Source organism: Anaeromyxobacter sp. Fw109-5 (genome assembly GCF_000017505.1).
Classification (GTDB): Bacteria; Myxococcota; Myxococcia; order Myxococcales; family Anaeromyxobacteraceae; genus Anaeromyxobacter.
This window is the reverse complement of record NC_009675.1, coordinates 1,723,956-1,745,506: the sequence shown is the minus strand read 5'-3', so window position 1 is coordinate 1,745,506 and position 21,551 is coordinate 1,723,956. Positions and strand designations below refer to the sequence as shown.

Here is a 21,551-nt window from a genome sequence, read left to right as displayed (position 1 = left end):
CTGCTAACGATGGTTGCGGGGGCAGGATTTGAACCTGCGACCTTCGGGTTATGAGCCCGACGAGCTACCTGGCTGCTCCACCCCGCGTCAGGAGGCGCGTTTCTACTGGCGAACGGCCATGCGGTCAAGGGTTTTCGATCGTGCCCGAGGCGACTGAGCGAACGGATGAAGCGGCGCGCGCGTGCGGTTGGGAGGCCTCTTTCTCGGCGAGCGCGCTCCTGCATTCGCGGGCAGCGATCCCTCGGCGGGCGCGTCGGGCTCGCGCCCGATCGCTCGTCGCGATGCAGGCAAGGCGGAGGAGCTCGAGGAGGCGACGCGTGAGCTGGATGCGTTTCCTCGCGCGCGCCGACGAGGGACCCCGCGGCCGTGTCGGCGGGCGCGAGCCTTCGCGCTAGGGATCGCCGGGGTTCCGGCCGCGCTCGCGCTCGCAGCTCGTCGAGGGAGTGGACCGGGGACCAGCGCGGAGGACCACACCATGGCAAATCCGTTCGTCCACGTGGAGCTGAACACCACCGATCCCGGCAAGGCGAAGGCGTTCTACGGAAGCCTGTTCGACTGGAAGCTCGAGGACGTCCAGATGGGACCGGGCGACACGTACACGATGATCGACGTCGGCGAGGGAACGGGCGGAGGGCTCATGAAGCACCCGATGCCCGGCGCGCCGTCCACCTGGCTCGCCTACGTCCTCGTCGACGACATCGCCGCGGCGACGAAGAAGGCGCAGGCGCTCGGCGCCACGGTGGCGAAGGAAGTGACCGAGGTGCCAGGCATGGGCTGGTTCAGCATCATCGTGGATCCGACTGGCGCCGCGCTCGGCCTCTGGAAGTCGAATAGGTCCTGATCGCCGAACCTTCGTGGCGGCGGGCGGGGCGGCCCCGGTCGGACCGACTCGGGAGTCGCCCGCTCGCACGCCACTCCCTCCACCGGGGGCATACCTCTCAAGGGATCGGTCATGGTTTCGAGGGGGCCGCATACGACCGCGGTGCCCTCGTCCTCTCCCCCCCAGCCCGACCTCGCGCCGCGCGACGCGGACGTCCACCTCGAGCGCGACGTCTTTCTGCGCACGCTCCTCCGGCACCTGTCCGGCGCGCTCGAGGACGTGATCGGGGTGCGCGACGCGTCGGGCTTCGTGTCCGTCGTCGGCCAACGCATGGGCGACGAGCTCGGCGCAGAGTACAAGCGGGCGCTCGGCGTCGAGCGGCTGCCAGCCGAGCAGCTCGGGGCGGTGCTGGTGGACCTCAAGCGGCGCATCGGCGGCACCTTCCGCGTCGTGGAGGAGACCGAGGACCGCATCGTCTTCGTCAATGGGGCCTGCCCCTTCGGCGACAAGGTCGTCGGCCGGCCATCGCTGTGCATGATGACCTCGAACGTGTTCGGGTCGATCGCGGCGGACACGATGGGCTATGCCAAGGTCCAGATCGAGCAGGCGATCGCTCGGGGCGACGCCGGGTGCCTCGTCACCGTGTACCTGCGCCCCTCCGAGCGGGCCTCCGCGGCCGAGGGCCGCGAGTACGTGCGGGAGTGAGTCGTGATCGCCACGTTCCGCGCCATCGCGCAGCTCCTCCCCGATCCGCTCCTGCTGCTGTCGCGCGCCGGGACGGTGATCGCCGCGAACGCCGCGGCCGGCGAGCGGCTCGGCGCGCCCGTGGCCGCGCTCGTGGGCCGTCCGCTCGCGGAGCTGCTCGGTGACCCGGCGCTCCCGGCGTTCCTCGCCCGCTGCGTCCGCTCGTCGGGGCCGCTCCCCGGCGCGTTCACCTTCGCAGGGCGCGGGGAGCGCGTCCGCTGCGAGGGCGCGCGCCTGCCGGGCGCCGACGCGCTCGTCATGCTCCGCCTGCTCGGGCGCGAGCGGCAGGGGATCTTCGCGCTCCTCTCCGAGAAGGTCGAGGCCTTGAACCGCGAGGTGCTCCAGCGGCGCGAGGCCGAGGATCAGCGCGAGCGGCTCATCTCGGAGCTGAACCGCACCGTGCGGCTGTCGGAGACGTTCGTCGCCGTGCTGGGCCACGATCTGCGAAACCCCCTCGGCGCCGTCGTCGCCGGCGCGACGCTGGCGCTCAGGCGCAGCGACGATCCCAAGGTCCGCGGCCACCTCGAGCGCGTCCTGCGCAGCGCGCGCCGCATGGCGCGGATGGTGGAGCAGCTCCTCGACGTCTCCCGCGTCCGGCTGGGCCGCGGCATCCCGATCGTGCGCGACGCGAGCGATCTCTGCGAGCTCGTCCGCCAGGCGGCCGCGGAGACGGAGCCCACGCACCGGCAGCACCGGTTCGAGCTGCGGCTCCCCCCGCGCTGCGAGGGAGAGTGGGACCGCGATCGGCTCGCGCAGGTGCTCACGAACCTGCTCGCGAACGCGTGCGAGCACTCCGAGCCCGGCTCGGTCGTCACGGTCGCGCTCGAGGACGGCCCCGAGCGCGCGATGGTGACGGTCCACAACCCCGGCCCCCCCATCCCCCCCGAGCTGCTCCCCTCGGTCTTCGACGCCTTCGCGAGCGGGTCGGAGGACGGACGCGGCCTCGGGCTCGGGCTCTACATCGCCCGCGAGATCGCGCTGGCCCATGGCGGAGACATCTCCGTGGACTCCGCCGACGGGCGCGGCACGACCTTCAGCGTCACCTTGCCCCTTCGCGCCGCCGGCGGCGGCGCGCAGCACACGAAGACCCCGCTACCGCAGATCCTCGACGAGCCGCCCGTGCCCGGGCGCGTCGGCGGCACGCGTTAACGGCGGCTTCCCTCGCACCGCCGCCCTTCGACAGGCTCAGGGCGAGCGGTTCCGGTCTCGTCCCGTCACGTCGGCCACCTCGTCCCGTCATGTCGGCCACCTCGCCCCGTCGCGTGGCCACCTCGTCCCTCACCCGGCCAGTCGCCGCAGCGCGGCCGGAGCGGCGAGCAGCGCCGCGAGCGCCACCATCGTCGCGCCGGTGGGGATCTCCCACAGCCAGGAGAGCACGTACCCGCCGGCGGCGGCGACGACTCCCAGCGCCGCAGCGAGGGGGAAGGCGAGGCGGAAGCGCACGCCCAGCAGCAGCGCGCCCGCCGCCGGGAGCGTGAGGAACGCGAACACCGGCAGCGCCCCCAGCGCCCGCGCGGTCACCGGGATGGCGAGGCCGACGGTGAGGAACAGCAGCGCGTCCCACGCCTTCACGCGCATCCCGACCGCCTGCGCCGTCTCGGCGTCGAACGAGGTGAACGCGAGCTCCTTCGCGAACAGGCCGTGCACGGCGGTGCAGAGCGCGGCGACCACCACGATCACGGCGAGGTCGCTCGCCGGCACCGCGACCGCGTTGCCGAACACCATGCCGCCGAGATCGTGCGCCGCGTGCACGAGCCGGCTCACCCCGAGCACCACGAGCGCCGACGAGACCACCCACGCCGCGCCGACCGTCGCCTCCGCGGGGAGCCGCCGGGGGCGGAAGGCGCCGAGCGCGAGCGCCCCGGCCACCGAGAAGGCGATGGCGACGAGGAGCTGCTCGGAGGCGTGCTCGGTCTCGATGTGGAACCGCTCCTCCAGGAGGAGCGTGGCGACGAGCCCGAGGGTCGAGAGCTGGGTGAGCGCCGCCGAGACGAACACCGTGCGGCGGAGCACGACGTAGACGCCGAGCGCGCCGAGCAGGGCGCCCGCGACGATCGAGGCCGCGAGCGGCACCTGCCAGATCTCGCGCGCGGCGAGGAACTCCTGGAGCGCCGTCACCGGGGCTCCTCCCCCGCGGCCGGGAGCGGGTACACGAGCCGCCGCCCCGCCTCCTCGCGCACCGCCACCGCCCGGCCGTAGAGCGCGCCGAGCGCCTCGGGCCGCAGCATCTCGTCGAGGCTGCCCACGCGGAAGAGCCCCTGATCCTTGTCGACGAAGGCGAGCGCGCCGGCGTAGTTCGCCACCGCGTCCAGCCGGTGGGACACCATCACCACCGCGAGCGCGTCGCTCCCGTTCAGGTCGCGCAGCAGATCCATGAGCGCGAGCTCCGCGGCCGGATCCATGCCGCTCGTCGGCTCGTCGAGCGCGAGGAGCTCGGGGTCGGCGACGAGGGCGCGCGCGATGAGCGTGCGCTGGCGCTGCCCGCCGGAGAGCTCCCCGAAGCGCCGCTCCGCGAGGTGCTCCACGCCGACGCGCGCGAGCGCGCGCCGCGCGGCGGCGCGGTCCGCGTTGCCTGGCCGGCGCCAGGGCCCGAGCGCGGGCACGCGGCCCATGAGGGTCACCTCTCCGGCGGTGAACGGCCAGACGGTGTCCACGTGCTCGCGCTGCGGCACGTAGCCCACCCGCAGCCCCTCGCGGCGCTCCACGCGGCCCGCCAGCGGGGCGAGCGCGCCGAGCAGCGTCCGCAGCAGCGTGGTCTTGCCGCCGCCGTTGGGTCCGACCACCGCGAGGAAGTCGCCCGGTGAGACCGAGAGCTCGACCCGCTCGAGCAGGGCCGGGCGGCCGTAGCCGAGCGCCGCGTCCCGGAGACGCACGAGCGGTCCGCTCATCGCGCCGTTCCCGCGATGCGGTCGACCAGCACCCCGATGTACTGCTCGTACCCGCCGACCCCGGGCTCTCCGCCGACGTCGCCCGGGATCTGGACCACCTTCGCGCCGGCGTGGCGCGCCACCACGTCCGCCGAACGCCGGTCGTAGTAGTTCTCGAGCACGATCGCCTTCACCCCCTCGCGCCTCGCCACCTGGACCAGGTCGGCGAGGTGCGCGGGCGGCGGAGGCACCCCCGGCTTCGGCTCGAGCTCGCCGGCGGACTCGAGGCCGGTCCAGGCGAGGAAGTAAGGCAGCGTCCGGTGCTGCGTGATGAGCTTGCGGCCCTTCACCGGCGCGAGCGCCGCCTGCCAGCGCGGGATCGCTGCGTCGATCCGCGCGCGGAACGCGGCCAGGTTCCCCCGGTAGGCGTCCGCGCCGCCGGGATCGAGGGCGGCGAGCCGCTCGGCGATCGCGGCCGCCACCTGGAGCGCGCGGCGCGGATCGGTGAGGAAGTGCGGGTTGCCGCCGGCGTGGAGGTCGCCGCGGCTGCGATCCACGACGCCGGTGGGCACGTCGAGGACCTGGATCGCGCTCGCGGCGGTGAGCCGCGCCGGCCCGCCCGGCTGGATCCGCGCGTTGCGCGACTGGGTGACGAGCGGCGGGAGCCAGCCGACCTCCAGCTCCAGCCCCACGTCGACGAGGAGGTCGGCGTCGCGAAGCTTCACCGCGAGGATGGGGTTCGCGTCCACGAAGTGCGGGTCCTGGACGCCGCGCGAGAGGCTCTCGACGCGCGCCCGGCCGCCTGCGACCTCCCGGGCGAGCGCCGCGAGCCCTTCGGTGGTGGTGACGATCCTGGGGTCGGCGGCGGCGAGCGCCGGCAGCAGCAAGGCGAGCGAGGCGACGGAAGGCGTGCGCATGGCGGGTCTCCTAGAACGGGTGCGCGCCGTGCGCGCCGAGGCCGAACTCGAGCTGGAGCAGCGTCTCCAGGCCGTCCTCGCCGCCGGGCCGGCGGTCGTACGCGACCTGCAGCCGGAGGCGCTGGAACTCGGAGGGGAGCCACGCGAGGAGGGCGGCCGCGCGCTGCTCGGTCCCGCTGGCCGCCTCGCCTGCCGAGGGCGCCCACTCGTAGCGGGCGCCGTAGCCGAGGTGGCGGCCGTGCCGCCAGAACGCCTGCGCCCACCCGCCGGTGTCGGTGCCGTCCGGCGCGTCCTCGGCCCCGCGGAAGCGGCGCGCGTACAGCTCGCCGGAGAGCGCCAGGTACGAGCGGCTCTGGAGCGGCCGGAAGCGCAGGTACAGGTCCACGCCGCCGAGGTCCCTGAACGCGCCGCCGCCCGGCTCGTCGCGGCGCGCCGCCGAGACGCCGACGCCCAGCGTGACGGCGTCGCCGAGGGAGAAGAACTGCTCGAGGCGGGCGAGCCCCGTCAGCGCGGTGGGGTCCTCCTCGCCCGGGGCGGTGCTCTGGCCGGCCAGGTGGAGCGTCGCGAACCAGGGGAGCGGCGCGAGCCAGCTCACGTCGACGCCGGCGCCGGAGAGCGCCTCCTCGGCGAGGAGCCGCGACTGCGCGAGCGGCGCGTCCACGAACTCCCAGGCGTGGGGGTGCTGCTGGTTCTGCCGGCCGAAGGGGCTGAAGAGCTTGCCGGCGCGGACCTGCAGCCCGGCGGGGAGCGCGAGCGTCGTGAGGTAAGCCTCCTCGATCTCCGCGCCCTCGGGCGTGAACGCGACGAAGGCGTCGGCGCGCGCGTACGGATCGACCACCGCCTGGATCCCGAGCTCGAGCTCCTCGAACAGGAAGGCCGGCTTTCCCTCCGGGCCGAAGGGGCCGCTGCGCGGCGAGCGCTGCTCGATGTCGTAGGTCCCGTACGCCATCGCGCCGCTCACCACCGCGCTCAGGTCCGGCAGCATCAGCAGCCGCGCGAGGCGCGCGGCGTCGCCCGAGCCCGCGGCGCCCTGCCCTGCCCCGCCTTGCGCCGCGCCGGGTTGCGGCGAGGCCTGCGCTTCGCCCGGCGCGGGGGGCGCGCCCAGCTCGCGCGCGATGTCCTCCTCGAGCTTCTTCCGATCCGTCTCTTCAGCCTCGTCCTTCACCGGCTCCTGCGCGCCGCCGACGGCCGGCAACGCCAGCACGGCGGCGAGCCAGCTCGCCACGACCTGCGATCTCATCTCGCTCACTCCCGGGCGCGCCCGACGGACGCACCACGCCCATGACCCGAAGCGAATGCGGCGCACGCCGAGTGAATGGACGCGCCGCGGCCCTGCCGCGAACTAGGCGGGGACGGGAGGCGACTGGCCGGGGACCGCGCCGAGCGGCGCGCCGGTGACGGGCGGCAGCCCGGGGGCGAGGACCACTTCCCCTGCCACCTCCGGCGAGGGAGTGAGGTCCGGGGTGGCCCCCGTCGCGACGTCGCCGGTGCGCGAGGCACACACGGCGCACGGGTGGTCGTTGCCTCCCGCGTCCTCGACGTGGACGTGGGGCGCCAGCGCGGTGAGCGCCAGGTACGCGGCGAGGCTGGCGGCGACGAGCGCGCGCATCGGTGGGGGAAGATGTTCGCGGGGCGGGGGCCCTGTCAAGTCGATCCCCGAGCGCCCGCGCGGGACGCCCACCGCACCTCTCACTCTCCGAGAACGCCTGCCGCCCGGAGCTCCGCGAGCTCCGCGTCCCCGAACCCGGCCTCGCGCAGCACGCTCTCGCCGTGCTCTCCGAGCCGCGGGGCGGGGGCCAGCGGCGCCTGCTCGCCGCGGAGCCGCACCGGCGTCGCGATCCCGGGGATCGCCCTCCCCTCCCAGGGGGTCGGCACCTGCACGAACGCGCCGCGCGCGACGAGGTGGGGATCCGAGCGCGGCTCGTCGCCCTCGAGCACCGGCGCGAGGCACACGTCGTGCGCCGCCGCGAGCGCCGCCCACTCGTCGCGGGTCCGCGAGGCGAACAGCGCCTCGAGCTCCGCGCGTGGGCCGGCCCCGCCTGCCTCGAACTGCCGCGGCGCGAGCTCCGGCCTCCCCGCCGCCGCGCAGAACGCGGCGAAGAACTTGGGCTCGAGCGCGCCGAGCGCCACGAAGCGACCGTCGCTCGTGCGGTACACGCCGTAGCAGGCGGCGCCCCCGGAGAGGAGCTCCCGCCCGCGCTCCAGCGGCGTGCCGCGGGCCCATGCCATCGCCAGGGGGAGCGTCATGAGCGAGACAGCGCCCTCGGCCATCGACACGTCGACGTGGGCCCCCTCCCCGGTGGTCGCGCGCCGCAGCAGCGCCGCGAGGATCCCCGCCACCGCGGGCCAGGAGCCGCCCGCGAGATCGGCGACCTGCACCCCCGGCACGGCGGGCCGCTCGGGCTCGCCGGTGAGCCCGAGGACGCCCGCCACCGCGAGGTAGTCCACGTCGTGGCCGGCGCGCGCGGCGTAAGGGCCGTCCTGGCCGTACCCGGTGATCGAGCAGAGCACGAGGCGCGGGTTCGCGGCGCGCAGCGCCGTCCAGCCGAGGCCGAGCCCCTCGAGGACGCCCGGGCGGAAGGACTCGACCACCACGTCGGCGCGGCGCGCGAGGCGCAGGAACACCGCCGCGCCCTCGGGGCGGCGCACGTCGAGCGCGACGGAGCACTTGTTGCGGTTCAGCGCGTGGAAGGCGCCGGACGCCTCACCGGCGAGCGGCGGGAGCCTGCGCAGCGCGTCCCCGCCCCGCGGATCCTCCACGAGCACCACGTCCGCGCCGAGGTCGGCGAGGACGAGCGTCGCGAACGGTCCCGGCAGCAGCCGGGACAGATCGAGCACGCGGAGACCCTCGAGCGGACGCACCGTCCAGAGGCGCCGCCTAGAGGATCTGCTGGAGCTTCATGGCGAGCCCCATGTCGCCCTGGATCTTGAGCTTGCCCGACATGAACGCCATCTGCGCGTTCAGCCTGCCGTTCACGATGTTCAGGAAGTCGGCGTCCGTCGCCGCCACCGTGCACTTCGCGTTCGGCGCGTGACCCTCGACGATCTTGCCGCCCGGCGAGGTGCAGTCCACCGTCCAGACCCCGCCGCCGGGGCCGGAGATGTTGAACTCGTAGACCGAGTTGATCTTCTGCACGACGTCCGGCTTCGCCTGGAACCGGGACGGGATGTGGCGCTCGAAGACGTCCTTCACGCTCGTCACTTGCTCGGCCATCGGGCGAAGCCTCCGTGGGCACGGATCGACTCTGGAATCGGCGGTGTCCGATACGTATTGAGACGCCGATCCGCTGTCAAGCGAGCGCTGCGGCCGCTATGGCCGGGAGCGCCCGCGAAGGACGTCGGCGACGGCGGAGGTGAGCGCGTCGGGGTCCACCGGCTTGATGAGCACCGCGTCCACCTCGCGCCCGCGCGCGCGAGCGATGTCGTCGCGCTCCGCCCAGCCGGTGACGATCACGACGGGCACCGTCGGGGCGATCGCCTTCGCCGCTCGCGCCATCTCGAGCCCGCCCATGCCGGGCATGCCCACGTCCGTCACCACCGCGTCGATCGGATGCTCGGACAGCGTGGTCAGGCCTTCCTGCCCGCTCGCGGCCGTGTGGACCTGGTAGCCGGAGGCCTCGAGGACCTCGGCCATCAGCTCACGGTTGTCGTCGTCGTCCTCCACGAGGAGGACGCGCAGGCGGTTCTGGTCCAACGGATCCCCTTTGGCGGGCGCCCGCAGGCGGGGGCCACGCCAGTAGAGCAGAGGCCCCACGCGCGCGCGAGCGCCCGGCGGGGGACGGCCTGGCTACTCCGCGTAGAACGAGTCGAGGAGGGTTCGGTAGTTCTGCGTGACGACCTTCCGCTTGACCTTGAGCGTGGGCGTCAGCTCGCCCGACTCCTGGGTGAAGTCCCTCGGCACGATCGCGAACCTCTTGATCGTCGAGTAGCTCGCCTGCTTCGCGTTGAGCGCGTCGATGGCCTTCTGGATCTGGGCGCGCACCTGGGGCGCCTCGTGGAGCGCCGCGCCCGCGGGGACCCCGCTGTCCGTGGCCCATTTGCGGGCGTTCTCCTCGTTCAAGGTGACGATCGCGGAGAGGAACTTCCGCTTGTCGCCGTGCACCATCACCTGCGAGATGAGCGGCTCCGTCTTGAGCTCGTTCTCGAGGTTCTGCGGGGCGACGTTCTTCCCGCCCGCGGTGACGATGATGTCCTTCTTGCGGTCGGTGATCTTGAGGTGCCCCGCCTCGTCGAGGTAGCCGATGTCCCCCGTGTAGAGCCACCCGTCCTTCAGCACCTCGGCGGTGGCCTCCGGGGCGTTGTAGTAGCCCTTCATCACCCCGCCGCCCCTCAGGAGGACCTCGCCGTCCTCGGCGATGCGAACCTCCGTCCCCGGCACCGGGGGCCCGACGGTCCCGATCCGGTTGCGCCCCGGACGGTTCACGAACGTGCCCGCCGAGGACTCGGTGAGGCCGTACCCCTCCAGGATGGTGAACCCGAGCACGTCGAAGAAGTGCGCGATCTTCGGCGAGAGCGGCGCGCCGCCGGAGACGAAGAGGCGCATGCGTCCGCCGAAGCGCTCGTTGAGCGCGTGGGTGAGCTTCGGGAACACCAGCTTCTTCCCGACGAGGAACCCGAACGACGAGTAGGGCTTGCCCTGATCCGCGGCGGTGGCGTACTGGTCGAAGCTCTCCATGGCGAGCTGGAACAGCTTGCCCTTGAGCCCGGGGGTGGAGAGGCCCTTCGAGACGACCGTGTTGTAGGCCTTCTCGAAGATGCGCGGCACCGACGGCATCACCGTCGGCCTCACCTCCGAGGCGTTGTCGAGGATCTTCTCCAGCGACTCCACGAACGCGCAGGTCGCGCCGGTGGCGAACCAGACCGCCTCGATGACCTTCGCGAACGAGTGGGCCATCGGCAGGAACATGAGGACGAGGTCGTTCGGGCCGATGAGATCGATCTGCTCGACCGCGTAGCCCTCGTAGACCCAGTTGCCGTGCGTGAGCACGACGCCCTTCGGGTTGCCGGTCGTGCCCGAGGTGTAGATGAAGCTCGCCGGATCGTCGGGCCCCAGGGCCGCGACCCTTGCGGCGTGCGCGTCGGGGTTCGCGCGCCGCCACTCCGCGCCCGCCCGCTCCAGGTCCGCGAGCGTTCGCTCGAACGGATCCGCCGCGGTGCCGGTCGCGCGGATGATCCCCTCGAGCGCGGGGAGCTTGCCGCGCACCTCGCGGATCTTGGCCACCTGCACGTCGGTGTCGCAGAAGACGAAGCGCGCGCCCGCGTCCGCCAGGATGTACTGGAACTCCGCCGGCTTGTTCGACTGGTAGATCGTGACCGTGATCCCTGCGGCGCCGAGGACGCCGAGGTCGGCCAGGATCCACTCGAGGTTGGTCTCGCCGATGATCGCCACGCGGTCGCCGGGCCGCAGCCCGATCGCCGCGAGCCCGTCCGACACGTCGCGCGCGCGCCGGGCGACGTCGGCCCACGAGACGTCCTGCCAGCGCCCCTCGCGCTTCATCTTCACCGCCGTCCGCTCGGCGCGCACCTGCGCCTGCGACTCGAACAGCGCGACCAGGTTGCGCGCGGCGGTCGCGCCCTTCCTCAGCAGCTCGGCCTCGGCGATCATCGTGCTCCTCCTTGCTGGTCGGCGAGCTTGCGGCGGGCGATCTCCTGCCACCGGCGCTCCTCCGCCTCGTCATAGCGTCCGGGCTTCCCTCCGGCAGCCATCTCGAGCTGCTCGCGCGCCTCTCCCCGTCGCCCCTGCTTCCGGTAGGTGTCGGCGAGGTACACGTGGGCCCGGACGTTGTCGGGGTTCTTCTCGAGCGCGACCTTCAGGGCGCGCTCCGACTTGCGGTCGTCGTGCTTGGGCCACGGCAGCTCGTACCAGAACCGGCCCCAGGCGGTCTGGATCGCGCCGTGCTCGAAGTCCGCGTCGATCTTCTCCGCCCGCGAGAGCCGGTCCTTGAACTTCTTCTCGATCCCCTCGCGGAGGGCGCGCCAGATCCCGATCCCGAGCGCGTAGTTGCCCATGCCCGCCGCCGAGTAGTGCCACCCCTCGACGCGGGCGGGGTTCGCCCGGATGGCCCGCTCGCCGTACTCCCATCCGCGCTTGCCGATCCGGCTCTTCTCCTCGTCGCGCAGGGACGGGTCGTCTGCGAGCCAGAACTGCAGGCGCGCGAGCCGCCAGAGCACCTCGTAATCGTCGGGGGCGAGCCGCTCGCCCTCTGCGAGCGCGGTGCCGACCGCAGCCAGCTCTCGCGGGTCGGCGCGCCGCTCGTAGGCTGCATCCGCCCGGGCGAGCAAGGCGGCCACGCCCTGCCGCGGCGCGTCATCCCCACGGGTGCCGGCCGACGAGGCGAGCGCGGCGGCGAGGCCGAGGGCGAGCGCGGCGAGCATGAAACGTGTTCTTGCACACGCGCGCGCGCCCGCGCAGGCTCCGGACGGAGCCATTCACGAATGGTGATCGGTCTCCGGCACGGCCGGGGTGAGCGACCCCTCCGAGCGTCGCTGACGGGCGCCGGCGCGGGACGACCGGAACGGCTCAACCGGCGCAGACCACCTGCACCTGGACCCGATCCCCCTGCTGGAGCCGGCAGTCATTCTGGAAGGTCAGGGCCGCCGGACGCCCCTCGAGGGGAGGCGTATAGACGGCGCCGGCCGTGAGCGCGTCGGCGCTCTCCTCGAGCGCCACCGGGCAGGGGATGGTCTCCACCCCGTCGCGATCCACCGCGACGGCGAGCATCCGCCAGTCCGCGGGCGTGCCGTCGAGCGGCAGGGACTGGGCGACGAGCAGGCCGGCGATGTCCTCCAGGATGCTCCGGAAGCTCGGGTCGCAGATGGAGCCGGTCCGGGTGCGGAGCGTGCCGAGGCGCTCCGCCAGCTGGCTGAAGCGGACCGCGCCGTCGTAGGCCGTCCCGCACGCCGTGTTGGCGCACGTGAGGCAGGACGGATCGCCGGTGGCCGCGTCCACGCCGACGATCGAGGCGACGGTCACCTCGCGGCGCTCGCCGTCGATCGTCCCCCGCAGGAAGTCGACGAAGTCGTCCACGGCGTCGAGGCTCGCGTCCTTGAACGCGGCGTCATGGCACTGGGAGTCGCTGGTCGCGAAGGGCGCAGCGGTGTCGGTGCAGTCGTCCTCGTCGGAGACGAACACCACGGCGAGCCGGGCGCCCGGCCGGAGGAACCCCGCGTTGACGCCGTCGGCGACGCGGTCGGTGAGCGCGAGGCGCGTGGCCCGGAACGGCTGCTCCTTGCCGGCGCCGTACGTGCCGACCCGCACGTTCGCCTTGAAGTCTTCCACCAGCGAGGGGGACGCCGCCGTCAGGATGCGCGGGCCGGTGAACCCGTCGGTCGCCGTCCAGAGGATGTCGCCCGGGTTGGCCACGCCGGGCGCGGTCTGGCGGATGGCGATGAGCGCGCCGGCCGGGTACGGCTTGTACTGGGCCGGCGTGTCCTTCGGATACGACGTCCCGGTGTTGTAGGCCTCGACCGAGGTGTTGGTCACGCCGATCTGGAACTCGTTCGCGATCGGAGCGGCGACGAGCGCGTCGATGAACGCGTCGAGGTTGTCGCGGAGGTTCGCCTGCTCCTCGTCCATCGAGCCGGAGTCGTCGATGACGAAGAGGATGTCCGTCTTCACCGCGGCGGGCACGACGCGGGTCGCCTCGCAGCGCGTCACCGCGTCCGTGGGCACCGACTCGCAGGCGAGCGCGAGCGCGGCGAGGAGCGTGACGCGCAGCGGGCGGCGGCTCACGGCTGGCACTCCGGCGCCGTCGAGCCGGCCTCGCAGCAGACGCACGTGCCGCGGCCGGTGCCCGGCGGCGTGTAGCAGCCCCAGTTCTCCGGCCGACCGCCGAGGACCCGCTGGCAGTCGTCCCGGGTCGTGCACCCGCTCGGCGGGTTCAGCGCGATGTAGTCCGCCGAGTAGGTCTCGCCGGCGTCGGCCACGCAGTTGCCGGTGCCCTGGTTGATGTAGACGTTCTGCGAGACCTCGACGGGGGCGCTGACCTCGCGGCCGGCCGTGAACCACCAGTCATAGCTGGCCCGCGCGGCGTCGAGCGTGGTGCCCGCGGGCGCCGGGCCGTTGCAGGTCTTGCGCGTCTGCCCGTTCCTGGCGGCGATGCGCAGCAACGTGATCTGCCCCTCCGCCGGCTGGGTCGGCAGCGTGAGCCCGGCGGGCGGCTTCACGATCTCCGCGAGCTCGTTCAGCAGCGTCGCGAAGTCGCCGTCGCAGACGGAGCCGGCGATGACGTCTGCCCCCCTGTTCCGGAGCTGGTTCGCCGCGTCGTAGAGCCGGTGGCCCGGAGCCTGCGCGCCGCAGTAGTTCGCCGGGTTGATGCTCTGCGTGCAGACGCCCGCGGTGGGGCAGTTCTCCTGGCAGCAGAGACCGGGGGTGCAGCTCGTGCCGGAGCACGACGTCTGCTCGGCCGGGAAGATGAACGCGGCGCCGAGCTGCCGGCCGAGGCCCGCGAGGTAGTCCACGAGCTCTCCGACCGGGAACTGCTTCTTTCGCGCGGGATCCGTCGACTGCCAGTCGCGCACGCAGGCGTCGGCGCCCGTGTCATCGGCGCGCATCACGATCCCGGCGCTCGCGTCGTCCGGCGACGAGCAGTCGTCCTCGTCGCCGACGAAGGCGATCACGAGCTTCGAGTTCGGCCGCGGCCACTCGGCGGTCGCCGAGGCGGTGCGGGTCGTCGCGTCCCACGCCGGCTGCCCGGCGATGGTGTACGTGTCCTTCTGCTTGCCGTCGAGCGCCTTCTGGAGCGCGAGCCGGGCGGCCTGGAGCGCCTGCTCCTCACCTGACCCGCAGGTCCCCACGACGATGTTGCCGCCGTTCGTGCCGGAGCCGACGAAGAAGTTGATGAGCTGCTCTCGCGTGAACCCCTGCCTGTTCCGGCCGGTGGGTCCGTAGAGCTCCTTGTCGAAGTGGAGGACGCGGGGGTTCCCGTTCCAGGAGACGAAGTCGCCGCGCGGATAGGCCGCGAGGTGCGCTGCCACCCCGGCGACGGCGGGAGGGACCTCTGCGATCGGGACGCCGTTCGCCTGCGCGCAGCCGGTGAAGTCGTAGCTGCGATCGAAGGTGGACCCGCACCCCGCGACTCCGGAGGTGTTCGCCTGGTCCGGAAGGACGCTCCCCACGCGGTCGCACGTGACCGGCTGGTTCCCGGTATCGAGGAGCGCCTCCCCGGCGCTGTTCCGGCACACGCCCGCCTGGCACGTGTACGCGAACGAGCTCGCGAAGTTCGCGTTCCAGTAGACCGACGTCGTCGTCACCGCGATGTGGAAGTCGATCGGCGAGAGGCCCGAGGCGACGCGGTTGGCGTTCGAGGCGTCGAGGTTGTTGATGAACGCGGAGAAGTTCGCCGCGAGCTTCGCCTGCTCTGCGCCCATCGATCCCGAGTCGTCCACGACGAACAAGATGTCCGCCGACGACAGATCCGAGAGCGTCACGCGCTCGTTGCCGGGCTGGACGAGACAGTGGCCGACAGGGTTGAAGTTGTAGTCCTGGCACCCGACCACCGCGAGCATTGCAAGCGGGGCGAGCGCGCGGACCGCGGACGATCGCGCCATCGTGGAAGCCTCCGATCCGGCGGGATGATAGCCCTCCCCCGCCGGCCGGCAAACTAAGGAAGCGGGCGACCGCGGGCCTACACCGGCCACATGCGCTCCGGCCGCTCCCCGGGCGCTACTCCCACTCGATGGTGGCGGGCGGCTTGGAAGAGATGTCGTACACCACGCGGTTGATGCCGCGGACCTCGTTGATGATGCGCGACGACATCCGGCCGAGGAGCTCGTACGGCAGGCGCGCCCAGTCCCCGGTCATCCCGTCGGTGGACTCGATGGCGCGGACGGCGCACGTGGCCTCGTAGGTGCGCTCGTCGCCCATGACGCCGACGCTCCGCACCGGGAGGAGCACGGCGAACGCCTGCCAGAGCTTCTCGTAGAGCCCGGCGGCGCGGATCTCCTCCTGCACGATCGTGTCGGCCTTGCGGAGCAGGGCGAGCCGCTCCTCGGTGACCTCGCCGAGCACGCGGATGGCGAGCCCCGGGCCGGGGAACGGCTGGCGCTGCACGATGTGCTGGGGCAGCCCGAGCTCGAGGCCGAGCCGGCGCACCTCGTCCTTGAAGAGCTCCCGCAGGGGCTCCACGAGGCCGAGCTTCATCACCTCGGGCAGGCCGCCGACGTTGTGGTGGCTCTTGATGGTGGCGGAGGGGCCCTTGAAGGAGACGGACTCGATGACGTCGGGGTAGAGCGTGCCCTGCACCAGGAACTGGGCGCGCTCGCCGTGCGCGGCGAGGTCCTCCACCTGCTCCTCGAAGACGGCGATGAACTCGCGGCCGATGATCTTCCGCTTCTGCTCGGGATCGGTGACGCCCGCGAGCCTCGCGAGGAAGCGCGCGGAGGCGTCCACGGTCACGAGGGGCAGGTGGAACATGCCGCCGAAGACCTCCTCGACCTGGGCGCGCTCCCCGGCGCGCAGCACCCCGTTGTCCACGAAGATGCAGCGCAGCCGGTCCCCGATGGCGCGGTGGACGAGCAGCGCCGCGACGGCGGAGTCCACCCCGCCGGAGAGGGCGCAGATGACGTGCCCGTCCTTCACCTGGGCGCGGATCTGCTCCACGGCGATCTCGGCGTAGGCGCGCATCGACCAGCTGCCGGAGCAGCCGCACACGCGGTAGGCGAAGTTCCGGAGGACGTCCTTGCCGAGCGGCGTGTGGACCACCTCCGGGTGGAACTGCACGCCGAAGAAGCGGCGGCGGCGGTCCTCGACCGCGGCGAAGGGCGCGGACGGAGTGGAGGCGATGGGCTCGAAGCCCGGCGGCAGCTTCTCCACGCGGTCGCCGTGGCTCATCCAGACGTCGAGCCGCCGCGGCAGGCCCTCGAACAGCTCCGCGTCCTCCCGCGTCTCGATGGTCGCGGGCCCGTACTCGCGGTGGGCGGCCTTGTCCACCCGCCCGCCCAGCTCGTGCGCGAGGAGCTGCAGGCCGTAGCAGATGCCGAGCACCGGGACGCCGAGCTCGAAGACGAGCCGGTCGGCGCGCGGGCTCCCCTCGGCCAGCACCGACGCCGGGCCGCCGGAGAGCACGACGCCCCGCGGCGCGAACGCGCGCATCGCCTCGGGCGTCATCGTGCAGGGGTGGATCTCGCAGTAGACGCCGAGCTCCCGCAGCCGCCGCGCGATGAGCTGCGTGTACTGCGAGCCGAAGTCGAGGATGAGGATCTTCTCTGCGTGGATGTCCAACCCGGCCTCCGTCGAATGCCAATCCGTCGCCCCGCGCTCCCCGGGGCATCGGGTGATCCGCTCGTTCCTGCGCGGCTCCCCCGGGCGCAACGGGTGATCCGCTCGCTCCTGCGCGTTCCCGGGGGGCACGGGTGATCCGGTCGCCCTGAGCCTGTCGAAGGGCGAGCGGTGCCGTCGACCGGGTTCAGTCCGCCCGGTAGTTCGGCGCTTCCTTCTCGATGATCACGTCGTGCACGTGGCTCTCGCGCAGGCCGGCGGCGGAGATGCGGACGAAGCGCGGCTTCACCCGCAGCTCGGCGATCGACTTGCAGCCGAGGTAGCCCATGCCGCTGCGGAGCCCGCCCACGAGCTGGAAGAGGGTCATCTCGACGGTGCCCTTGTACGGCACCCGCCCCTCGATGCCCTCCGGCACGAGCTTGTCGGCCTCGGACACCTCCGCCTGGAAGTAGCGGTCCTTGGAGCCCTGCTTCATCGCCCCGAGCGAGCCCATGCCGCGGTACGACTTGTAGCTGCGCCCCTGGTACAGGATCACCTCGCCGGGGGCCTCCTCGGTGCCGGCGAGCAGCGAGCCGATCATGACGGAGGACCCGCCGGCGGCGAGGGCCTTCACGAGGTCGCCGGAGAACTTCACGCCGCCGTCGGAGATCACCGGCACGCCGTACTTCTCCGCGGCGCGCGCGCAGTCGTCCACCGCGGTGATCTGCGGGACGCCCACGCCGGAGACCACGCGGGTCGTGCAGATCGACCCGGGGCCGACCCCGACCTTCACCGCGTCGACCCCCGCCTTGCAGAGGGCCTCGGCCGCCTCCGCCGTGGCGACGTTGCCCGCGACGAGCTCGACGTTCCGGAAGTTCGCCTTGGTCGCCCGCACCGCCTCGACGACGTCGCGGTGCGCGCCGTGGGCGGTGTCGATGGCGATCACGTCCGCGCCCGCCTTGAGGAGCGCCTGGATCCGCTGCTCGCGGTCGGCGCCCACGCCCACGGCGGCGCCGCAGAGGAGCCGGCCGAGCTTGTCCTTCGCGGCGTTCGGGTGCTTCTGGATCTTCTCGATGTCCTTGATGGTGATGAGCCCCCGCAGCTCGAAGGCCTCGTTCACGACGAGGAGCTTCTCGATGCGGTGCCGGTGCAGCAGATCCTTCGCCTCCTCGATCGTCACGCCCTCGCGGGCCGTGACGAGCTCCCGCGTCATCACCTGCTCCACCCGCTGCTCGAGGTTCTTCTCGAAGCGGAGGTCGCGGTTCGTGAGGATGCCGACGAGGCGGCCCTTCTGGACGACCGGGATCCCGCTGATGCCGTTCTCGCGCATGAGCGCCACGGCGCGGTGGATCGGCGCGTTCGGCTCGATCGTGATCGGATCCCCCACCACCGCCGACTCGTACTTCTTGACCTTGTGGACCTCGGCCGCCTGCTGCTCGACCGTGAGGTTCTTGTGGACGAAGCCGAGGCCGCCCACCGACGCCATGGCGATCGCCATCCGGGCCTCGGTGACGGTGTCCATCGCCGACGAGACGATCGGGATGTTGATCTGGATGTTCCGGGAGAGGCGGGTCGACGTCTCCACCGCCTTCGGGAGGACGTCCGACTCCGACGGGAGGAGCAGGACGTCGTCGAACGTCAGCGCGAGGCGGAGGTCGTCGCGGTTGAGCATGCGGACGTATAATCGAGCGCGCTCGAACCGGTCAAGGCGCCCGTCACCGCTGCGGAATCCCGTGCGTCCCCGGGCCCGTGCCGCGGCCGTCGGAGCCCCGGTGCGCGGGCCGGGCGCGCCGCCCTGCGGAGCTCGGCGGCGCCGGGTGCGCGCCGGCCCACATCGCCGGCGTGCGCGTGGCGAGCCCGCGCTTGCCCGCCCGTCCGCCGCGAAGGGATAATCGCGAGCGGTGGAGGGACCGAACGACAAGCGCGGCGGCGGCCGGAGGCCGGTGGGGCTCGCGGTCCGGCTCTCCTACGGCACGATCGACGAGCTCGTCGAGCGCTTCGCGGTGAACATCTCCCGCGGCGGCGTCTTCATCCGGACGCGCGACCCGAAGCCGGTCGGCACGCCGCTCCACCTCGAGCTCCGGCTCGCCGGCGGCGAGGCCGCCATCCGCGGCGAGGGCGTGGTCCGCTGGATCCAGGCCGAGGCCCCCGCCGCCCACCCTCGGCGCGCGCCCGGGATGGGCATCCAGTTCACGAGGCTCGACGACGCCTCGCGCGCGCTGGTCGAGCGGATGGTGGAGCTGAAGGAGCGCCGGGGCCTCGCCCCCGGCGTGGTCGCGCCGGCCCCCATCGCCGCCCGCCCCGACGGAACGCCGGCCCCGACGCGGGCCCCGTCGCCGCGGGCGACGCCCGCCCCCGCGCCGGCGCAGGCGGAGCTCGCCGCGCCCCACCGCGTCGAGCAGGTCGCGGCCGGACCGGCGCGCGTGGAGCTGGGCCTGCCCGCCACGCCGCAGCCGGTCGCCCGCCCCTCGCGCGCCATCGTGGGGATCGACCTCGGCACGACCAACTCCTGCGCCGCCGTCGTGAAGGACGGCCGCCCGTACGTGATCCCCTCCCGCGAGGGCCACAACACCGTCCCCTCGATCGTCGCGCTCAACGCGCGCCACCGCGTGGTGGTCGGGCACCTCGCCAAGGCGCAGCTCCTCACGAACCCGAAGGCCACCGTCTCGGGCGCGAAGCGGCTCATCGGCCGGGCCTGGGACACGCCGGTCGTCCAGGAGATCCGCGCGAAGTTCCCGTACGAGATCGTGCCGGGCGACGACGGCGTCGCGGCGGTGCGGCTCGGCGAGGAGACCGTCACGCTCGAGCAGATCTCCGCGCTCGTGCTGCGCGAGGTCCGCGACGTGGCGCAGAACCACCTCCGCGAGGAGGTGAACCGGGCCGTCATCACGGTGCCCGCCTACTACAACGAGCGCCAGCGCGCCGCCGTGCGCCACGCGGCGGCGCTCGCGGGCCTGCAGGTCGAGCGCATCCTGAACGAGCCGACCGCGGCCGCCCTCGCGTACGCGTACGGGCGCCACCTCAACCAGCGGGTCCTCGTCTACGACCTCGGCGGCGGCACCTTCGACGCCTCGGTGCTCGAGCTCTCCGACAACGTCTACGAGGTCGTGTCCACCGGGGGCGACACCTTCCTCGGAGGGGTGGACTTCGACAACCGCATCGTCGATCGGCTCCTCGCCCGCTGGGAGGAGACGACGGGCGCCCCGTTCCCGGGCGAGGACCGGGTCGCGCTCTCGCGCGTGGTGGACGCGGCGGAGCGCGCGAAGTGCGCCCTCTCCGAGCGGTCCGAGTACCCGGTCAGCCTCCCGTACCTCGCGCTGCGCGACGGCGAGCCGGTCGGCCTCGAGGCGCTGCTGACGCGCGACGAGCTCGTCGCCCTGGCGGCGCCGCTCGTGGACCGGACCCTGGACGTCTGCCGGGAGGTGCTGCTCGCCAAGGGGCTCGGGACGAAGGACATCGACGAGGTGCTCCTCGTCGGCGGCCAGTCGCGGATGCCGCTCGTGCACGAGAAGGTGGCCGCGTTCTTCGGCCGGGCGCCGTCGCACGCCGTCCACCCGGACGAGGCGGTGGCCATCGGCGCGGCGCTGCTCGCCCACTCGCTCGGCTCCGCGGAGGGCGTGGTCCTCATCGACGTGCTGCCCATGTCGATCGGGATCGGGCTGCCGGGCGGGCGGGTGAAGAAGATCATCGAGCGGAACACCCCGCTGCCGGCGCGCAAGCAGTACGGCCTCTCCACGACGCGGGACGGCCAGACGGAGTTCGAGCTCGCCGTGTTCCAGGGCGAGAGCGGGGCCGCGGCCGAGTGCGAGTACCTCGGGACCCTGCGGCTCGAGGGGCTGCCGCCGGGCCCGCGCGGCATGGTGAAGATCGCCGTCGGCTTCGAGCTCGGCGCGGAGTGCCTCCTCACCGTGACCGCCCGCGAGCTCAACACCGGCCGCGAGGTGCGGGCGGTGATGTCGGCGCGCGAGGGCGCGGCGGCGGCGCGCCGCAAGCTCGAGCAGGGCGGCGGCGCGGAGGCGGCGAAGGCGGAGACCGGCAACTTCCCCGCGCCGGATCCGGCGGCGCGGCTCCAGGCCGCCGCGGCTGCCGCCGGCGGCGACGAGGACCCCGTCCCCACCTCCACCGGCGCGCTCGGCGGGCTCCTGCGGAAGCTCTTCGGGAGGCGCACCGAGGCGCGCTGACCCGGCGGCCTGGGCGCCTCGCTTCAGCGTCCGGTCGGTCCGGTCACTCCCGCTCCGCCTCGGACGCGAGGGCGGGCGGGGCGCCGCGACGCCCTTGCGCCCAGCGGAACACCAAGGCGACGATCACGACGGCGACGCCGATCAGGATGTAGTTCGAGAACCGCGCCGCGACGCGGGCCGCCGCGTGCAGGTCCGAGCCGAACCAGAAGCCGACGCACACCCACAGCGGCGCGGAGACGAGCGCGGCGACGCCGTCGAAGAGCAGGAACTCCCAGTACGGCATCCGGGCGTGCCCGACGGTGAAGAACGTGGGGGCGCGCAGGCCGGGCAGGAACCGCGCGAACAGCACGACCACGTTGCCGCGCGTGCGGATCTTCCGCTCCACGAGCTGCAGCTTCTCCGGCGTGATGATGCGGCGCAGGGGCCGGAAGTCCGCCACCCGCGCGCCGTAGCGCCGGCCCGCCATGAAGATGACCGAGTCCCCCGCCAGGATGCCGGCGAGCCCGACCAGCACCATCGTGAGGAAGCCCCGATCTCGGATCATCCCGGAGAAGGTGGCGTGGCTCAGGTCGGAGGCGAACCAGGCCAGCACCCCGCCGGTCACGAGGACGATGTCCTCGGGCATGGGCAGGCCGAAGCCGCAGAGCAGCAGGATGAGGAACACGACGCCGTACCCGACGTGGAGGGAGTGGCCTCCCAGGATAGCGACCAGGCGTTCGAGCATCCGGTGTCTCGTCCCCCTCGAATTACCTCGAAACCGCCCGGCGCGTCACGCGCTCAGCGCAGCTTCCGCGCTCGCGGCGCGTGGACCCCGGACGAGGAACG

The 21,551-nt window shown here is 73.2% G+C and carries 19 protein-coding genes and 1 tRNA gene; 4 read left to right on the top strand and 16 right to left on the bottom strand.

From position 1 onward, the window contains the following. Positions 1-10: 10 nt before the first annotated feature. Positions 11-87: transfer RNA gene (locus ANAE109_RS07840), tRNA-Met, on the bottom strand. Between the two features lie 388 nt (positions 88-475). Between ANAE109_RS07840 and ANAE109_RS07835 the strand changes: the two genes are divergently transcribed. From ANAE109_RS07835 to ANAE109_RS23330, 3 genes are all read left to right on the top strand, one after another. Next, the gene (locus ANAE109_RS07835) at positions 476-841 is read left to right on the top strand and encodes a VOC family protein (RefSeq protein WP_011985852.1); all 366 of its coding nucleotides are present in this window, start codon (positions 476-478) and stop codon (positions 839-841) included. Positions 842-982: 141 nt separating this feature from the next. Beyond that, positions 983-1,525: a methanogen output domain 1-containing protein gene (locus ANAE109_RS07830; RefSeq protein ID WP_041448194.1), complete on the top strand. Its 543-nt coding sequence runs from the start codon at positions 983-985 to the stop codon at positions 1,523-1,525. Between the two features lie 3 nt (positions 1,526-1,528). After that, on the top strand, positions 1,529-2,713 hold the full coding sequence (locus ANAE109_RS23330; RefSeq protein WP_011985850.1) for a PAS domain-containing sensor histidine kinase: 1,185 nt from the start codon (positions 1,529-1,531) through the stop codon (positions 2,711-2,713). 129 nt (positions 2,714-2,842) lie between these two features. On the opposite strand, the gene ANAE109_RS07820 is transcribed toward ANAE109_RS23330, so the two are convergent. The 14 genes from ANAE109_RS07820 to guaB form a co-directional block, all read right to left on the bottom strand. After that, entirely contained in the window at positions 2,843-3,682 is an 840-nt protein-coding gene (locus ANAE109_RS07820) for a metal ABC transporter permease (protein ID WP_011985849.1), read from the bottom strand. Further along, positions 3,679-4,437, bottom strand: coding sequence for a metal ABC transporter ATP-binding protein (locus ANAE109_RS07815; RefSeq protein ID WP_234945271.1), 759 nt, complete (start codon positions 4,435-4,437; stop codon positions 3,679-3,681). The genes ANAE109_RS07820 and ANAE109_RS07815 overlap by 4 nt, the downstream gene beginning before the upstream one ends. Before the next feature lie 11 nt (positions 4,438-4,448). Further along, positions 4,449-5,348, bottom strand: coding sequence for a metal ABC transporter substrate-binding protein (locus tag ANAE109_RS07810; RefSeq protein WP_011985847.1), 900 nt, complete (start codon positions 5,346-5,348; stop codon positions 4,449-4,451). A gap of 10 nt (positions 5,349-5,358) precedes the next feature. After that, positions 5,359-6,588 (bottom strand): hypothetical protein, encoded by a 1,230-nt coding sequence (locus tag ANAE109_RS07805; RefSeq protein ID WP_011985846.1) that lies wholly within the window; start codon positions 6,586-6,588, stop codon positions 5,359-5,361. Positions 6,589-6,690: 102 nt separating this feature from the next. Then, positions 6,691-6,957, bottom strand: a complete 267-nt coding sequence (locus ANAE109_RS07800; RefSeq protein ID WP_011985845.1) for a hypothetical protein — start codon at positions 6,955-6,957, stop codon at positions 6,691-6,693. A gap of 80 nt (positions 6,958-7,037) precedes the next feature. Beyond that, positions 7,038-8,210, bottom strand: a complete 1,173-nt coding sequence (locus ANAE109_RS07795; protein WP_011985844.1) for a CaiB/BaiF CoA-transferase family protein — start codon at positions 8,208-8,210, stop codon at positions 7,038-7,040. A 16-nt stretch (positions 8,211-8,226) separates the two neighbouring features. Further along, positions 8,227-8,562 carry an SCP2 sterol-binding domain-containing protein gene (locus ANAE109_RS07790; protein ID WP_011985843.1) on the bottom strand — a complete coding sequence of 112 codons (336 nt, stop codon included), beginning with the start codon at positions 8,560-8,562 and terminating at the stop codon, positions 8,227-8,229. Between the two features lie 96 nt (positions 8,563-8,658). Continuing rightward, positions 8,659-9,042, bottom strand: coding sequence for a response regulator (locus ANAE109_RS07785; protein ID WP_011985842.1), 384 nt, complete (start codon positions 9,040-9,042; stop codon positions 8,659-8,661). A 93-nt stretch (positions 9,043-9,135) separates the two neighbouring features. Next, positions 9,136-10,953: a long-chain fatty acid--CoA ligase gene (locus ANAE109_RS07780; RefSeq protein ID WP_011985841.1), complete on the bottom strand. Its 1,818-nt coding sequence runs from the start codon at positions 10,951-10,953 to the stop codon at positions 9,136-9,138. Further along, positions 10,950-11,723 carry a tetratricopeptide repeat protein gene (locus ANAE109_RS07775; RefSeq protein WP_049768540.1) on the bottom strand — a complete coding sequence of 258 codons (774 nt, stop codon included), beginning with the start codon at positions 11,721-11,723 and terminating at the stop codon, positions 10,950-10,952. Before ANAE109_RS07775 ends, ANAE109_RS07780 begins: the two co-directional genes overlap by 4 nt. 145 nt (positions 11,724-11,868) lie before the next feature. Next, positions 11,869-13,080 carry a hypothetical protein gene (locus ANAE109_RS07770; RefSeq protein WP_011985839.1) on the bottom strand — a complete coding sequence of 404 codons (1,212 nt, stop codon included), beginning with the start codon at positions 13,078-13,080 and terminating at the stop codon, positions 11,869-11,871. Next, on the bottom strand, positions 13,077-14,897 hold the full coding sequence (locus ANAE109_RS07765; RefSeq protein ID WP_011985838.1) for a vWA domain-containing protein: 1,821 nt from the start codon (positions 14,895-14,897) through the stop codon (positions 13,077-13,079). The genes ANAE109_RS07770 and ANAE109_RS07765 overlap by 4 nt, the downstream gene beginning before the upstream one ends. Positions 14,898-15,012: 115 nt before the next feature. Beyond that, complete coding sequence (gene guaA, locus ANAE109_RS07760; RefSeq protein WP_011985837.1) at positions 15,013-16,569, bottom strand: glutamine-hydrolyzing GMP synthase; 1,557 nt, start codon at positions 16,567-16,569, stop codon at positions 15,013-15,015. Between the two features lie 184 nt (positions 16,570-16,753). Continuing rightward, positions 16,754-18,217, bottom strand: coding sequence for an IMP dehydrogenase (guaB, locus tag ANAE109_RS07755; RefSeq protein WP_011985836.1), 1,464 nt, complete (start codon positions 18,215-18,217; stop codon positions 16,754-16,756). 229 nt (positions 18,218-18,446) lie between these two features. Here guaB and ANAE109_RS07750 point away from each other — a divergent pair, with 229 nt between their 5' ends. Further along, positions 18,447-20,726, top strand: coding sequence for a TIGR02266 family protein (locus ANAE109_RS07750; protein ID WP_011985835.1), 2,280 nt, complete (start codon positions 18,447-18,449; stop codon positions 20,724-20,726). A 43-nt stretch (positions 20,727-20,769) separates the two neighbouring features. On the opposite strand, the gene ANAE109_RS07745 is transcribed toward ANAE109_RS07750, so the two are convergent. Further along, a complete protein-coding gene (locus ANAE109_RS07745) occupies positions 20,770-21,450 on the bottom strand; it encodes a DedA family protein (protein ID WP_011985834.1) in 681 nt (226 codons plus the stop codon). Positions 21,451-21,551: the final 101 nt, after the last annotated feature.

What these genes read in the sequence shown, in the direction of transcription:
- ANAE109_RS07805 (WP_011985846.1), bottom strand. Translation starts at nt 6,588, where the DNA reads ATGAGATCGCAGGTCGTGGCGAGCTGGCTCGCCGCCGTGCTGGCGTTG.
- ANAE109_RS07745 (WP_011985834.1), bottom strand. Translation starts at nt 21,450, where the DNA reads ATGCTCGAACGCCTGGTCGCTATCCTGGGAGGCCACTCCCTCCACGTC.
- ANAE109_RS07780 (WP_011985841.1), bottom strand. Translation starts at nt 10,953, where the DNA reads ATGATCGCCGAGGCCGAGCTGCTGAGGAAGGGCGCGACCGCCGCGCGC.
- ANAE109_RS07790 (WP_011985843.1), bottom strand. Translation starts at nt 8,562, where the DNA reads ATGGCCGAGCAAGTGACGAGCGTGAAGGACGTCTTCGAGCGCCACATC.
- guaB (WP_011985836.1), bottom strand. Translation starts at nt 18,217, where the DNA reads ATGCTCAACCGCGACGACCTCCGCCTCGCGCTGACGTTCGACGACGTC.
- ANAE109_RS07810 (WP_011985847.1), bottom strand. Translation starts at nt 5,348, where the DNA reads ATGCGCACGCCTTCCGTCGCCTCGCTCGCCTTGCTGCTGCCGGCGCTC.
- ANAE109_RS07800 (WP_011985845.1), bottom strand. Translation starts at nt 6,957, where the DNA reads ATGCGCGCGCTCGTCGCCGCCAGCCTCGCCGCGTACCTGGCGCTCACC.
- ANAE109_RS07835 (WP_011985852.1), top strand. Translation starts at nt 476, where the DNA reads ATGGCAAATCCGTTCGTCCACGTGGAGCTGAACACCACCGATCCCGGC.
- ANAE109_RS07765 (WP_011985838.1), bottom strand. Translation starts at nt 14,897, where the DNA reads ATGGCGCGATCGTCCGCGGTCCGCGCGCTCGCCCCGCTTGCAATGCTC.
- ANAE109_RS07775 (WP_049768540.1), bottom strand. Translation starts at nt 11,723, where the DNA reads ATGCTCGCCGCGCTCGCCCTCGGCCTCGCCGCCGCGCTCGCCTCGTCG.